General features: G+C 48.6%; 13 protein-coding genes and 1 tRNA gene. 8 read left to right on the top strand and 6 right to left on the bottom strand.

The genetic code is table 11. The features are described 5' to 3' along the window. Positions 1-30: 30 nt before the first annotated feature. From JHJ32_RS00220 to JHJ32_RS00205, 4 genes are all read right to left on the bottom strand, one after another. Entirely contained in the window at positions 31-1,038 is a 1,008-nt protein-coding gene (locus JHJ32_RS00220) for a FecR domain-containing protein (RefSeq protein ID WP_200119071.1), read from the bottom strand. 72 nt (positions 1,039-1,110) lie between these two features. After that, the gene (locus tag JHJ32_RS00215) at positions 1,111-1,698 is read right to left on the bottom strand and encodes an RNA polymerase sigma factor (protein ID WP_079717428.1); all 588 of its coding nucleotides are present in this window, start codon (positions 1,696-1,698) and stop codon (positions 1,111-1,113) included. 114 nt (positions 1,699-1,812) lie between these two features. Further along, on the bottom strand, positions 1,813-2,052 hold the full coding sequence (locus tag JHJ32_RS00210; RefSeq protein WP_079717429.1) for a hypothetical protein: 240 nt from the start codon (positions 2,050-2,052) through the stop codon (positions 1,813-1,815). Between the two features lie 323 nt (positions 2,053-2,375). After that, positions 2,376-2,450: transfer RNA gene (locus JHJ32_RS00205), tRNA-Val, on the bottom strand. 126 nt (positions 2,451-2,576) lie between these two features. On the opposite strand from JHJ32_RS00205, the gene JHJ32_RS00200 reads away from it, so the two are divergent. From JHJ32_RS00200 to JHJ32_RS00180, 5 genes are all read left to right on the top strand, one after another. Then, positions 2,577-3,932, top strand: coding sequence for a sigma-54 dependent transcriptional regulator (locus JHJ32_RS00200; protein ID WP_200119068.1), 1,356 nt, complete (start codon positions 2,577-2,579; stop codon positions 3,930-3,932). Positions 3,933-3,934: 2 nt separating this feature from the next. After that, positions 3,935-5,254, top strand: a complete 1,320-nt coding sequence (locus JHJ32_RS00195) for a PAS domain-containing sensor histidine kinase (RefSeq protein WP_079717431.1) — start codon at positions 3,935-3,937, stop codon at positions 5,252-5,254. Positions 5,255-5,260: 6 nt separating this feature from the next. Then, complete coding sequence (locus JHJ32_RS00190; RefSeq protein WP_200119066.1) at positions 5,261-5,698, top strand: low molecular weight protein-tyrosine-phosphatase; 438 nt, start codon at positions 5,261-5,263, stop codon at positions 5,696-5,698. Positions 5,699-6,165: 467 nt separating this feature from the next. Continuing rightward, complete coding sequence (locus JHJ32_RS00185; RefSeq protein ID WP_079717501.1) at positions 6,166-6,513, top strand: hypothetical protein; 348 nt, start codon at positions 6,166-6,168, stop codon at positions 6,511-6,513. A gap of 27 nt (positions 6,514-6,540) precedes the next feature. After that, a complete protein-coding gene (locus JHJ32_RS00180) occupies positions 6,541-7,287 on the top strand; it encodes a peptidylprolyl isomerase (protein ID WP_200119064.1) in 747 nt (248 codons plus the stop codon). On the opposite strand, the gene JHJ32_RS00175 is transcribed toward JHJ32_RS00180, so the two are convergent. Continuing rightward, positions 7,284-9,053, bottom strand: coding sequence for a hypothetical protein (locus JHJ32_RS00175; protein ID WP_200119062.1), 1,770 nt, complete (start codon positions 9,051-9,053; stop codon positions 7,284-7,286). The genes JHJ32_RS00180 and JHJ32_RS00175 overlap by 4 nt on opposite strands. A gap of 298 nt (positions 9,054-9,351) precedes the next feature. On the opposite strand from JHJ32_RS00175, the gene JHJ32_RS00170 reads away from it, so the two are divergent. Together JHJ32_RS00170 and JHJ32_RS00165 are read left to right on the top strand one after the other, a co-directional pair. Beyond that, positions 9,352-10,449 (top strand): VWA domain-containing protein, encoded by a 1,098-nt coding sequence (locus tag JHJ32_RS00170; RefSeq protein WP_200119060.1) that lies wholly within the window; start codon positions 9,352-9,354, stop codon positions 10,447-10,449. A 129-nt stretch (positions 10,450-10,578) separates the two neighbouring features. Next, the gene (locus JHJ32_RS00165) at positions 10,579-12,063 is read left to right on the top strand and encodes a sigma 54-interacting transcriptional regulator (RefSeq protein ID WP_200119058.1); all 1,485 of its coding nucleotides are present in this window, start codon (positions 10,579-10,581) and stop codon (positions 12,061-12,063) included. 205 nt (positions 12,064-12,268) lie between these two features. On the opposite strand, the gene JHJ32_RS00160 is transcribed toward JHJ32_RS00165, so the two are convergent. Next, positions 12,269-12,745: a DUF6702 family protein gene (locus tag JHJ32_RS00160; protein ID WP_200119050.1), complete on the bottom strand. Its 477-nt coding sequence runs from the start codon at positions 12,743-12,745 to the stop codon at positions 12,269-12,271. A gap of 109 nt (positions 12,746-12,854) precedes the next feature. On the opposite strand from JHJ32_RS00160, the gene JHJ32_RS00155 reads away from it, so the two are divergent. Further along, positions 12,855-13,430 (top strand): HupE/UreJ family protein, encoded by a 576-nt coding sequence (locus JHJ32_RS00155; RefSeq protein ID WP_200119048.1) that lies wholly within the window; start codon positions 12,855-12,857, stop codon positions 13,428-13,430. The last annotated feature ends 19 nt before the right edge of the window (positions 13,431-13,449 follow it).

Here is a 13,449-nt window from a genome sequence, read left to right as displayed (position 1 = left end):
TTTTAATGTTTACATTTATCTGATAGCCGGTTATCCGCCGCATCCCGGACCACTCAGAAAGACTGTACCGCCTTCAATCCGGAATTTAAAGCCGCTTCCCTTTTGCAGCAGTCCCAGCAGGCTGTTGATAGGCATCCGGTTGAACTTGCCCGCAAACCGACAGCGTTCAAGTGCCTTGTCTTCAAAAACAATCGACATTCCATACCAACGTTCCAGGCGTTTTGCTACCTGAGCAAACGATTCATCTTCCTGAATCACAAACACCTCATCTTTCCAGTCCAGCATGCCCGTTTCTTCATTGAAATCGCTAATTTCAGCTTCGAGGGTCTCCCGGTCGAAGTGCAGTTGTTTGCCTGCCCCCAATTTTCCGTAATGCAGCAATGAATCGCCTGACGCCGTCACTTCGACAAGCCCACTGCGGACGGCCACGCAGACGGCCGTTTCGTCGTCAAACGCCAGCACATTGAAAGCCGTACCTAACACTTGGATATGCAGTGTTTGCGTACGAACGACAAACGGCTTTTCAGGATTTTGTTGTACATCAAAAAAAGCTTCGCCGTCCAGCACCACATCTCGCATGCTTCGATTGTAATCACTGCTATACCTCAACGCGCTTCCAGCATTCAGGTACACCACACTGCCGTCCGGCATATGCACGGTTTTTTTCTGTCCGTGCGCAGCCGCTATGCAATATTCCGTTGCGTGGCGGGTGGTATCGAAGGCAGTTTGCATTCGGTGCAGCGCCCAAACCGCAACGATTCCCATGAGACAGGCCGCTGCCATCCAGGGAAGCCAACGTCTGCGGTGACGGTCTTTCCGCACATACCCCATCACAGCAGCGATCCGTCTTTCACTGCTTTTCTGGACATTCCGCGCGCCGTCCCGCACAGCGTCCCGCCAATATGTCCGAAGAAACTCATCCAATAACGCCTCGTTCTCGGGGTCTTCGACAAAGTGTAAAAACACTTCCCTTTCGGCCGGAGCCAGTTCACCGCTGACATACTTCTTGAACAGTACCCGATATTTTTCCTTATCCATCAGTACTATGACGCAGCCGGTGGCTGCGCGGGACTACGAGGTATTATTAAGAATGTGTTAAGTTTAGGATCGTCAGAATAAACCGCTTCCGACAATCAGGAGGTAGGCGTGTTCGGTCATCCATCGCCGCAGCAAGGCATATGCTTTTTGCAGTTGGTTTTTCACCGTATAGGGCGAGATGTTAAGCCGGGCACCGATTTCTTCAATGGATAACCCATGTTTCAGGTTAAGCAGAAAAATTTCACGTCGTTTAGGTGGCAATTGGAGAATAAACTCATCCATCAGTGCCTTGGTATCGTAGCGATAAATATCGTCCTCCGGTCTCGCAGCGATTTCTTGTTCGGCCATATAGCACTGTTCACGTGCCTGGCGGGCCGTTTCCTCCCGGATCATGGAGATCGAGCGATTCCGGCTTGCAGTATAAAACCAGCCGGCGGCCGACTTTATCTGAGATGCTTGACCTCTGTTTTCCCAGATTTTTATAAATACATCCTGCGTGATTTCCTCAGCAATTTGAGAGTTTTTGACCAATTTTAGGGCAAAATCGTACACCAAGCCGTCGTAGCGGCGCATCAGTTGTTCAAGCGCCTCCACGTTGCCCAAAGCAATTTGCTCCAGCAGGTGACTGTCTGAATAACGATCCGGAACTTTTAGTGTCATTCACGGTGTGTTGGTGATCCGGATGCAAAGCTAACACCTCACTGTTACTTTTATGTTACCTTTCTGTGGAGGTGGCCAAAACGATATCATTCTCGACGGCACGTATTGACAGATCTAAAAAATAAAGCCAATGCCCGTTTCCACGATCTGTTTTCTGGGACTTGGGTCATCCTGAAACCTGTTCATCCGGCGCTGATAATTAGCTTTGATAACGATATTTTCTCTGGTATTGAAATTGGCACCGAATGTCCAGATGTCCATGTTGCTTTCCACCCGCGGAAGATGCAGCAATTCCACACGTACTCCGGCGTGGGTGTTCAGCCGCTCATATCGCGAAAACAAACTAAGTTTCATCTCGTGTGGATCATGGACAAACGAAGATCCACCCTTTATTTTCCTGTTTTGCCGGATGTATGGCAGGACATCGCATCCAACCTCAAACAGGTAACCAAACACACGTATGCTCTATCACGATTTCGTGGTGGGTTTCTTGCGACTTATAATGCAGGAACTCGACCTGACACTCCGAGTTCCAAATCAACTTGTCGGTAATGCGGTAGCCGAAAAAGGTCGCTCCCGGTACCCAATCGGCCATCGTGCGCCATCGAGGTCAGTCAGGAGAGCCTCTAATAAAAAAGCCGTTTTTCTACGAGAAAAACGGCTTTTTGTAAATTTTGTGGGAGCTACTGGATTCGAACCAGTGACCCTCTGCTTGTAAGGCAGATGCTCTGAACCAGCTGAGCTAAGCTCCCTTCCTTTTGGGTCTGCAAATATAGTGCTGTTATGCGACATTCAAAATTATTTTTTCATTTTTTTGCGGGCCGCCATAGATATCGTAGTTTTACATTTTAATTGGATGTCATATTTAACTAAACAATATGAAGCACTCGCGTATACTAGTCGTGGATGACGATCCCGATGTACTGACCGCCGTACGCCTATTACTCAAACAGCAAGCTGGAAAAGTCATAACAGAGCACAACCCCGAGCAAATTCCTTCACTTCTGGCCAAGGAAACACCGGATCTTGTACTGCTGGACATGAATTTCAAAAGCACCATCAACACGGGCAATGAGGGCTTATATTGGCTAAACCGTATCAAAACCATCAAACCAAACCTGCCCGTCGTGATGATTACGGCGTATGGAGCCATCGATCTGGCGGTCACATCGCTCAAACAGGGTGCAGCAGACTTTGTCGTCAAACCGTGGCAAAACGAACAGTTAATAGGCGTGATCACCGGGCTATTGTCGAAAAGCGATCGCAAGAAAGCCGTAGAGCCTAATAAAGCGGTGATGGATGCCGAGTTTATCGGTGAATCCGAAATCATGCAAGACTTGCTTTACAAGATCAGCAAAATTGCACCTACTGACGCCAATATACTGGTGCTTGGCGAAAACGGCACGGGAAAAGACCTTATCGCAACGGCTATCCATAAACAATCCCGAAGAGCGGACAAACCCTTTGTCAAAGTAGACGTAGGAGCACTCACGGAAAGCCTTTTTGAGAGCGAACTTTTTGGGCACAAAAAAGGGGCGTTCACAGACGCCCGGGAGGATAGGGTCGGTCGGTTTGAGGCCGCAAACGGCGGAACGCTTTTTCTGGATGAGATTGGCAACATCTCCCTTCAACAGCAAGCCAAACTGCTCAGCGTACTACAAAACAGGCAAGTCATCCCGTTGGGAAGCAATACACCCATTCCCGTGGATATCCGGTTGATTTGTGCCACGAACGTGCCCCTGACCGACTTGGCCAACGAAAACCGCTTTCGAAAAGACCTCATCTACCGCATTAATACGGTAGACATACAGGTGCCTCCATTACGTGATCGAGGCGAAGACATCCTCCGGATCGCACGTCATTTCCTTCAGAAGTATGCCCAAAAATACATGAAATCTATTGCCGACTTGGATAAAAAGGCAGAGCAGAAGTTATTGAAATACCATTACCCCGGCAATGTCAGAGAACTTCAGTACAGCATTGAACGCGCAGTCATCATGGCTGATACTGAAATTTTAGGCGCTGAAGATCTCATCTTCTCGGCCATCGAACAAGCGCCACAGAACAACCAAACCCAGCGGCAGGCACCGGAAGAACACAACTTAGTCGAGCTGGAACGTATTACCATCGCAAACGTCGTGGAGAAACACGGCGGGAACATCAGCAAGGCAGCCAAGGAGTTGGGCATTACCCGTACTGCACTCTATCGGCGGCTAAGCAAATACGATATCTGAGGATGCGACGATTCAGGCGATTGATTTTTTTCCGGGCGATATTGCTATTGGTGGCCTTGACGAGCTTAGCGTATTTATTGTTCAAAGCGCAATATTTGTACGCATTCCTATTAGGCCCGTTTTGCATCTGGATGCTCACACTTAATTTCCGCTCGCAGTTGCTGGCCTATCGCGAGCTGGAGGAGTTTGCCGAAGCAGCCCGATACCGCGATTTTACCCGCCACTTTCCGCTCAACTATGCCAAGGCAGAGTTGCTGCCCTTGCGAAGTGCGTTCAATGAAATCAATGCCGTCTTCAAAAAAATCAGCGGCGAACGCGAAACACAATATCAGTACCTGCATCAAATCCTGGAAATTGTCGATACAGCAATCCTCTCGTATAACACCGAGACCCACGAAGTCGTATGGATGAATGAAGCCTTTAAAAAACTTTTTCATATCCCGTATTTACATCGGTTTGAAGGACTTCAGCGCAAAAACGAAGATTTGTATCAAAAAACCATGCAATTGGTCCCCGGTGAACAAACGCTGCTCAGTGTCAATTCTGCCAAGGGGAATATCAAGCTGCTGCTTACCTCCAGCTACTTTCAAACGCCCGAAGGCAAATTCCAGCTTGTTGTCTACCAAAATGTCAATGAAGCCATTGATGAAACGGAGGCCAAAGCCTGGCAAAAGCTGTTGAGCGTACTTACACACGAAATCATGAACTCCATTGCGCCCATATCATCCCTTGCGGATACGCTAAAAAGTCGACTGGATAACATGCCCAATAACGAGGAATTGGAAGACATTCGACTAGGCACCGAAACGATAAAACGCCGGAGCGAAGGATTGCTCAAATTTGCAGGCACTTACCGTTCATTAAACAAAATAGAACGACCGAACATCAGCAGGGTATATGCATCCGACCTGTTTGAAAATCTCTATCAGCTCATGGAACCTTCGCTTATCCAAAAAAATATCGAGCTGGATATTATTTTGAAAGACACGCAGCTACAGCTTGATCTGGATATAAACCTCATTGAGCAGGTGCTGATCAACCTCTTATTGAACGCGATGGAGGCCGTCAAAGAATCGCCGGCCCCCTATATTTCGCTTTCGGCATCGGCGAACGACGGCCGACCGCAGATCAAGGTAAGCGACAACGGAAAAGGCATTCCCGCAGAGTTGCTGGAGAGTATTTTTATTCCATTTTTTACTACACGTAAAACGGGAAGCGGAGTAGGACTTACGCTCAGCAAACAAATTATGCTCCTGCATGGCGGTAACATTCTGGTGCAAAGTGAAGAAGGGAAAGGCAGTGTATTTACCCTCCAGTTTTAACCAACCATGAAGATACTCATTGTATGCCTGGGAAACATTTGCCGTTCGCCATTGGCGCACGGTATCTTGCAGCATTTGGCTGATGAACGAGGTCTGGACTGGGAAATTGACTCCGCAGGCATTGGTGGATGGCATGTCGGCAATCCGCCTGATCACCGCGCCATCGCCGTAGCTAAACGCCATGGCATTGATATCAGCAAGCAACGGGCAAAACAATTACACCACCGCCATCTGGAGGAATTTGATCACATTCTGGCCATGGATCGCGATAATCTGCGACACTTATTGGCTTACGCAAAAACCAGCGAACAGCGGGCACGCATCCAGTTATTTTTAGGCGGCCAGGAAGTACCCGACCCTTATTATGACGGCCGCTTATTCGACGTCGTGTATCAGCTGGTTGAAAAGCGGTGCCGGGAGCTATTGGCGATTTGGGGGAAATAAAAAAAAGCGCCACCGAAGCGACGCTTTTCCAGATACTAAAACAAACAGTTCATACTATGCTAAGTAATTTACCGTTATCGTTCAACTTACCTCAAGCGCGGTAATGTTATATGGTTAAAGTCTTTAGCTAAACACCGTGTACTATGCTCTTTTATATAACAATATGATGCCAATTGCTACCGAATCCGCGCCGCGGCAAGCAATCCGACAAGACAACCACCTAACAGCATGAGTATCAACCAGGTGCATTAGCCAAAAAACCACAACTTGCTTACGAAAAATTCACCGGCGATGGATACAAGCTCATCATTGACCCACACCTTGTAGAAAGAATTCCCCAAAATGTTGCTTTCCTTTCCCTCCGGCACGCAACAGACGGCCACGCTATCAGGGAATAGCAAACCGGTCTTCAAGCGACAATGGGCAATCGATGAAATTGTTAAGACAATTTTAGCTAAATTTGCATGGTGAACGCATCATTGATTAATAAGAGATGGTCTGAGCTGCAAGCCGATACGGCTAAGCAGTTCGACATGGAGAAGCCCGACATCAAGGTAATGCTGTTTCTCATCGGGGTGCAGGAGCTTGGTAAAGGCCCCATGAAATTCAGCAAAAGACAGAAGGAAGAATTAATGCACATCGCTACATGCCGTCTTTTTAGCGCTATGGGGTTTTATGAACTGGAAGGACTCGATCAAGAAGGCTGGCCACACTGGCGCCTTATCAAACCGATACCCAACTATACCCTTTTGGAGCAAGAGCTCATCATCAAATCATTGATCATCGATTATTTCGACGAAGCTATTCAGCAGTGAATAGCCCCTATACGTTTAAAAACGCTCATGAAGAAAACGCTGATACTCGTAGCACTCATTGCATCTATTCTTACATCGCACGCTGCCCCTCCCGCCAAGTACGTCCGGATCATCACACCAAAAGGCGAATGCCTGCTGAAGTTGTATGACGAAACGCCTTTACATCGTGAAAATTTCACGAAGTTGGTCCGTGAGGGTTATTTCAAGGACTTATTGTTTCATCGCGTTATCCAGCATTTCATGATTCAGGGTGGCGATCCAAATTCCCGCTATGCGGCTGAAAAGCAGCGGCTGGGTGAAGGCGGACCGGAATACACCATTCCCGCCGAATTCGACGATAGCCTTTTTCATAAAAAGGGTGCCATTGGAGCTGCCCGCGACAACAATCCTGCAAAAGCCTCCAGTGGGTCGCAATTCTACCTGGTGCAAGGGCGTACCTTTACCGATAACGGCCTGGATAGCCTGGAGCAATTGCGCCTCGGCGGGCGCAAAATCCCGCCGCACCAGCGGGAGGTATACAAGACACTCGGTGGTACGCCCCACCTCGACCAAAGTTATACCGTCTTTGGTGAATTGGTTTCGGGGATAGCTGTCGTCGATAGCATCGCCGCGGTACAGACCGATCGCTATGACCGCCCACTGCAGGATCAACGAATGGATATGGTGATGCTTACCCGGCGGGAGGCCATCAACTTCGAACGTGAGCAAGCCGGCCTGCCTCCGCGTAATGGCATCTTCACCAAATTCTTTGATTTGTTCAAGCCGAAATACTAGTTGCCTTCTGCTTTCTTGCCAAATACCCGCCTGAAAAAGCCACCTGTTTTTTCTGCGGCTTGCTTAGCTTCTTCCGCGGCATTTAGCAATCGTCGCTCGCGCTCGGGGCTGATTCCAGCACACTCCTTGATGCCCTGAGCCAAACTTTGCCAAAGCATTTTGAAAAAAGAATAAGTGGGCGGACGTGTATAATTAATCCGACCCCGATGATATTGGCCATTGGCATCGGGGTTACTATCATTGATGATAAAACTATTTGCCAGAAAGGATACGACGCGTTTCGACGACCGGCTTCCGTCATCCCCCTCGGTCAGTAAGTGGAGCCGCATGTTGTCATAGTCAAACCGCAGCGAACCCCGTGCCCGGCGATCATCAGCCTGCACGTCAAAGCGTAGGCCCTTTATGTTTGCACTACCTATCTCTGCGTTCAATAATGGTGTAATCATACGATTAAGCGGAGTGCCGTTCATGGGTCCAAGCTGTCCTTTATAGGTGTATTTGCCGTCTTTATCGAGCATATCAAACGCAAACAACACATCCAGTTTGCCGGTATTCATCAGATATGTGGTCAGCTGTGCCTCCATCACCTGATTCCGCAGCAACGCCGATGTATCGTTCGTCACGTTCCTAAAAACGCCACTTGCGTCGTCAAACGTTATTTTCCCCTCCTTCCCGTACTTTTTGCCCACCTCGGCGTAGCTGATGTTCAAATGATTGAGCAACACCGAATCAATTTTAATCGTCTGCTTCATGTTGAGCAACAATTGATGGGGCGACTTGCCCATCTTATTGGTCGCATGCCGGGGATAACGGAGATCATTGGATATCGCCACCGTACCGCTGTCGATATGCAGACTACCTGCATACAGCTTTCGGCTATCGACAAATCGCTGCAAATCGATGTCTTCAAGACGAATCGCCGGAAAGGCGATGATAGCCATATCTTTTGCCTGCTGGCTTCGCTTGTAGAATTCGCTCTTATTCATCCGCGGAGCGTACTTCAACCCCGTGACAAGCAGTCGCTTGTACAATGTAGCCAGCTGCACCCGGTCAAAGCTCACATAATAAAAGCTATCGGGCGTCTCATACCGGAAACCAGGCATGTCCACATCGATGGCCCGTGTCAAGTAAAACCGCGATGTATCAAACTGGGAAACCGAATCAATAAGCACATCACGCACATGGATGTTGAGATTGTTCAGCGCCGTTTCGTTTACAGCGGAGTCGGTGTTTTTGGTAAACTTAAACTGAATATCGTTAAGATAGATATTCCCTACGCTCACCTCGTTGAGCAGATGAGCGATCCGTTGGTAGAGTGTCCGTGGGTCGCGCTTTGTCGCTACCGTATCGTTGTAGACATGGTAGGTATTCACCACTTGAATAGCCGGCGTATCGATGATGATGTCATCGATGTTCAACCTGCGATCAGCGAGGATGCGGCGTGGATGGAATCGCCGGATCTGCAGATTGGCTATGCTGATGTTGTAAACATTGTCTGGTGCCTGTTGGTTAATCTCCATCTTTGCATACCTGGCGGTATCCACCGTCAGCCGCAGGTTTTCAATCGTAGCGTTTCCCGTAACCAAATTGAAACCCAACTCGTCATAAGCGATCAGGTAAAGGCTGTCCGTGGCGTTCATCACAGCTTCTTTGAGTCGAGCGTCCAATATCGGCCGCCAATGCCTGCTTAGGTACCAAGCACTCACCGATATCACCAATAGGAGGCTAACAGTAATCCCAATGACCCATTTCCAGATTGGTTTCATGAAACATAGCGTTACATTGACGGAGAAACAACAATTGGCCCTGAATGTTTCGTAAAGATAAGGATTTCCGGTGTAAAGTAAAAAACCACAAAACCGGATCTTGACTTACCGAAAAAAGCAGTAACTTAGGCCTGATGTTCGCTGCTTACCCGCACGACGTTGTTGGATGACTGGAACGCTCGCTCCGTCCATGCCCTTTGGGTACAATCCAACGTCGAAACATCGTGAATGGCGAAACATCTGAAATTTGTTGTGCATCCGCGGACAGTACAAACAAAACAATAAAACAGCAGAACATATGCGTGGCTACCATTTCTCACAATATACACCCAATACGTTGCCAAAAGGCGGTTTTGATGAGTTGCTGAAACTTTTCATGCAACTGCTCCAATACACCGCGGGTGACGCTATGGAAGCATTGGCCTGGCTCAATGAGCTGGACAAGCAATACAACCTCACCACAGATGACTATGGCATGGGCGATTTCATCCAGGATCTTAAAGACAAAGGCTACCTTAGCGACGATCCAAGCTCAGGCCAATTCCGGATTACGGCTAAAAGCGAGCAGACTATCCGCCAATCGGCGCTGGAAGAGATTTTCGGCAAACTGCGCAAAAGCGGACGTGGCAACCACAACAGCAACCTCTCCGGATTGGGCGACGAAAAAAATGCCGACAGCCGGGAGTACCAGTATGGCGACAGCCTGGATCAGATTGATATGACCACGTCCATCCACAACGCACAGGTAAACCATGGTATTGGCAACTTCATGCTCACCGAACGCGACCTTGAAGTCGAAGAACGGGACTATAAAACACTGACGTCTACCGTACTGATGATAGATATTTCCCATAGTATGATCTTGTACGGGGAAGATCGCATTACGCCAGCCAAAAAAGTTGCGATGGCGTTGGCCGAGCTGATTCATACCCGCTACCCGAAAGACACACTGGATATCGTCGTATTTGGCAATGATGCCTGGCCCATTACGATCAAAGACTTACCCTACCTGCAAGTAGGCCCGTATCACACCAACACGTTAGCCGGGCTTGAGCTGGCCACGGATTTATTGCGCAGGCGCAAAACCCATAACAAGCAGATTTTCATGATTACGGACGGTAAACCGACGTGCCTGAAGGAAAATGGCCGTTATTATAAAAACAGCGTAGGCCTGGATCGCAAAGTTGTCAACAAAACGTTAAATATGGCCGCTCAGTGCAAACGGCTCAACATCCCCATCACCACGTTTATGATTGCCCGCGACCCCTATTTACAGCAATTCGTCCGACAATTTACCGAAACCAACGGCGGAAGAGCATTTTACAGCTCTCTCCAGGGGTTGGGTGAGTATATTTTCGAAGACTACATCCGCAACCGGAGAAAGACGGTGCGGTAGGGGATGGCGGCACTTCGCTTCTGTATCCATGTTTAGTGTTCAACAGCCCGAATCGGTAGCATCGGAAATAGTAATCAGTAGCGGGGGCCAGTGATCGATACAATAAAAAACAACGATTTTAAAAATAGTATGACTCATATTCACACATTAGGCGAACTCAAAAAATCAGGATACCAATACCGTACCGTAAAAGACGAACTAAGAGCTAATCTCATCAGGCAGCTACAAGAAAAAAAAGCTGGGTTTAAAGGCATTGTCGGTTATGACGAGACCGTCATCCCCGAACTGCAGACCGCCGTCCTATCCCGGCATAATATCCTACTGCTGGGATTGCGGGGGCAGGCAAAAACACGTATTGCCCGCCTGATGGTGCACTTATTAGACGAATACGTGCCTTATGTGGCAGGGAGCGAGCTTTTCGACGATCCGTTGCACCCTATCTCATGGTATGCACGGAACGAAATCCAGGTAAAAGGCGACGACACGCCCATCGCCTGGCTACACCGTTCAGAGCGGTATACGGAAAAGCTGGCTACCCCGGATGTCACCGTAGCCGATCTCGTGGGGGATGTCGATCCGATTAAAGCGGCAACACTGAAATTGACTTATAATGACGAGCGTGTCATCCACTTCGGGCTGATTCCGAGAGCCCACCGCGGTATTTTTGTCATCAACGAACTGCCCGATCTGCAAGCCCGGATACAGGTCGCTTTGTTTAATATGCTACAGGAAAAAGATATCCAGATACGTGGATTCAAATTGCGCTTACCACTTGATATCCAATTTGTGTTCACCGCCAATCCGGAAGACTACACCAACCGCGGCTCCATCGTTACCCCGCTGAAAGATCGCATCGAAAGCCAGATACTGACACATTACCCAAACAGCATCGATATTTCCCGCAAAATCACCTTTCAGGAAGCGCGCGTCACTCCCGAGCAACAGGCAGCCATTGAAGTAGACGGCCTGTTGAAGGACCTGGTTGAACAAGTGGCCTTTGAAGCTCGAAAAAGTGAATTTATTGACCAAAAATCCGGCGTGTCCGCACGCCTGACGATAGCTGCATTTGAAAATCTAGTCAGTGCCGCAGAACGGCGGATGCTGATAGCAGGCCAGCAGAAGACTGCCGCCCGCCTGTCGGATTTTTCCGGTATCATCCCGGCCATTACCGGGAAAATCGAACTTGTCTACGAAGGCGAGCTCGAGGGACCTGTCCATGTAGCACACCGGCTCATCGGCTCTGCGGTGAAAACCCTGTTTACGCAGTATTTTCCGCACCCCGAGAAGACCAAAAAGTCGAAAACCGAAAATCCATACACCCCCATTATTGACTGGTTCACGGATGGCCACCGACTGGAATTGACAGATGAGCTCTCAGACAGCCAGTACAAAAAGGCGGTGATGCAGGTACCGGGCTTGCACGCCCTGATCAAAAAACTTCATCCGAAGCTTGCCGAAAGCCAACAATTGTTGCTCATGGAGTTTGTGCTCCATGGATTAGCCGAATATTCACAGCTCAACAAAAGCTACCTCGACGGCGGTATCGCCTTTGCCGATATGCTGGGGAGTCTATTTGACAACGACTTCAATGATGATGAATTTGAAGAACAGTGAGGCATCACGTAGCCGATCCCCAATCGGATTCGGTGCGCTTCGCTGCCGTCTCCTAGGTTTCGTATGCAACTACTTGTCAGGTAGTGTTAGGACACGGGGCTTCCCCAGGCACCCTTGGATACGCCACGCAACTGGCAGACTCGCTCCGCTCATCCACCTAGGTTGCTTTTGCGCATCCAAAGGTGCCTGATTCCGACTCCACTGGTCACCACACAAAAACGGCCCTACGCATCGGGTTGTCCAGCTTCGCGCTTTTCCGTTTGCCATAGGCCGTCACGTGCAAGATGTTGCTTTGCTTGGGAAATTGGTCAAATAAGATGCGGTTGTCTATGGTGATGCGCTGCACCCCGGCTACATTGCTGGCCTCAAGATAGCACCACGCCACGTCGTCCTCAATTTCGTAACCAAGGAAGCTTAAGGTTTTTGATGTTCCGTTTACACCAAGCTTAAGCTGCTTTACAAAGTAATCCGCCAACAAGCTGTCTGTCCTGCGGCGATCGGCCGGATGTATGAGGTCAATTTTTGTCTTATACTCCGCACGGATCGCTTCTTCCAGGTCGTCATAGAAAATGCGGCAGCTTACTTCCATCGTTTTTGCCTTTTCGTTGAAGTCAATCGACGTAATGCTAACATAAAACGGATGGAAAACCAACAAAAAAAAGCCGATAATTATAGTCAACATGAAATTTAAGCCTCCATCAACGGAACGTCACGATATATTTTCCGTTATCGATTGTGTTTTCGCCGCAATAAACGTAATATTGTCGCGAATATAACAACAAAACTTCAATATGCAGGATTTCGGGGTTTATTTCGAGTTGGGTCTACAGCACATCTTAGACCTTTCGGGATACGACCATATCCTTTTTGTCATTGCGCTTTGTTGTACCTATTTCATGAAAGACTGGCGAAAGGTGGTTGTACTGGTCACCGCATTTACCGTTGGCCACTCACTTACGTTGGCACTGAGCGTATTCAACCTTATCCGGGTAAATACCGAATTGATTGAATTCCTCATCCCGGTCACCATTGTCATCACCGCCTTCAGCAATGTGGTCAAAAAACGCAGGCGGGCATCAAGCACCGATTGGCTCACCTACAGCTACGCGTTGTTTTTCGGGCTCATCCACGGATTGGGATTTTCCAATTACCTGCGGTCGCTGCTGGGCAAGGAAAGTAGTATCACGTGGCCCTTATTCGCTTTTAATGTGGGGTTGGAAATAGGGCAGCTGGCCATCGTTTTCGTGGTCTTGGTCGTATCATTCATTGCCACGAGCATTTTTTCCGTATCGAGGCGAGACTGGACGTTTTTCCTGTCTGCCGCTATTTTCGGCATCGCACTGGTGATGGCATTGGAACGAATGTAAAAACCGACAGCTTAACGCT

Origin of the sequence: Parapedobacter sp. ISTM3 (assembly GCF_016533505.1) — a bacterium.
GTDB lineage: Bacteria > Bacteroidota > Bacteroidia > Sphingobacteriales > Sphingobacteriaceae > Parapedobacter > Parapedobacter luteus.
The sequence above is the reverse complement of the archived record's forward strand: the minus strand, read 5'-3'. Positions and strand labels throughout refer to the sequence as shown.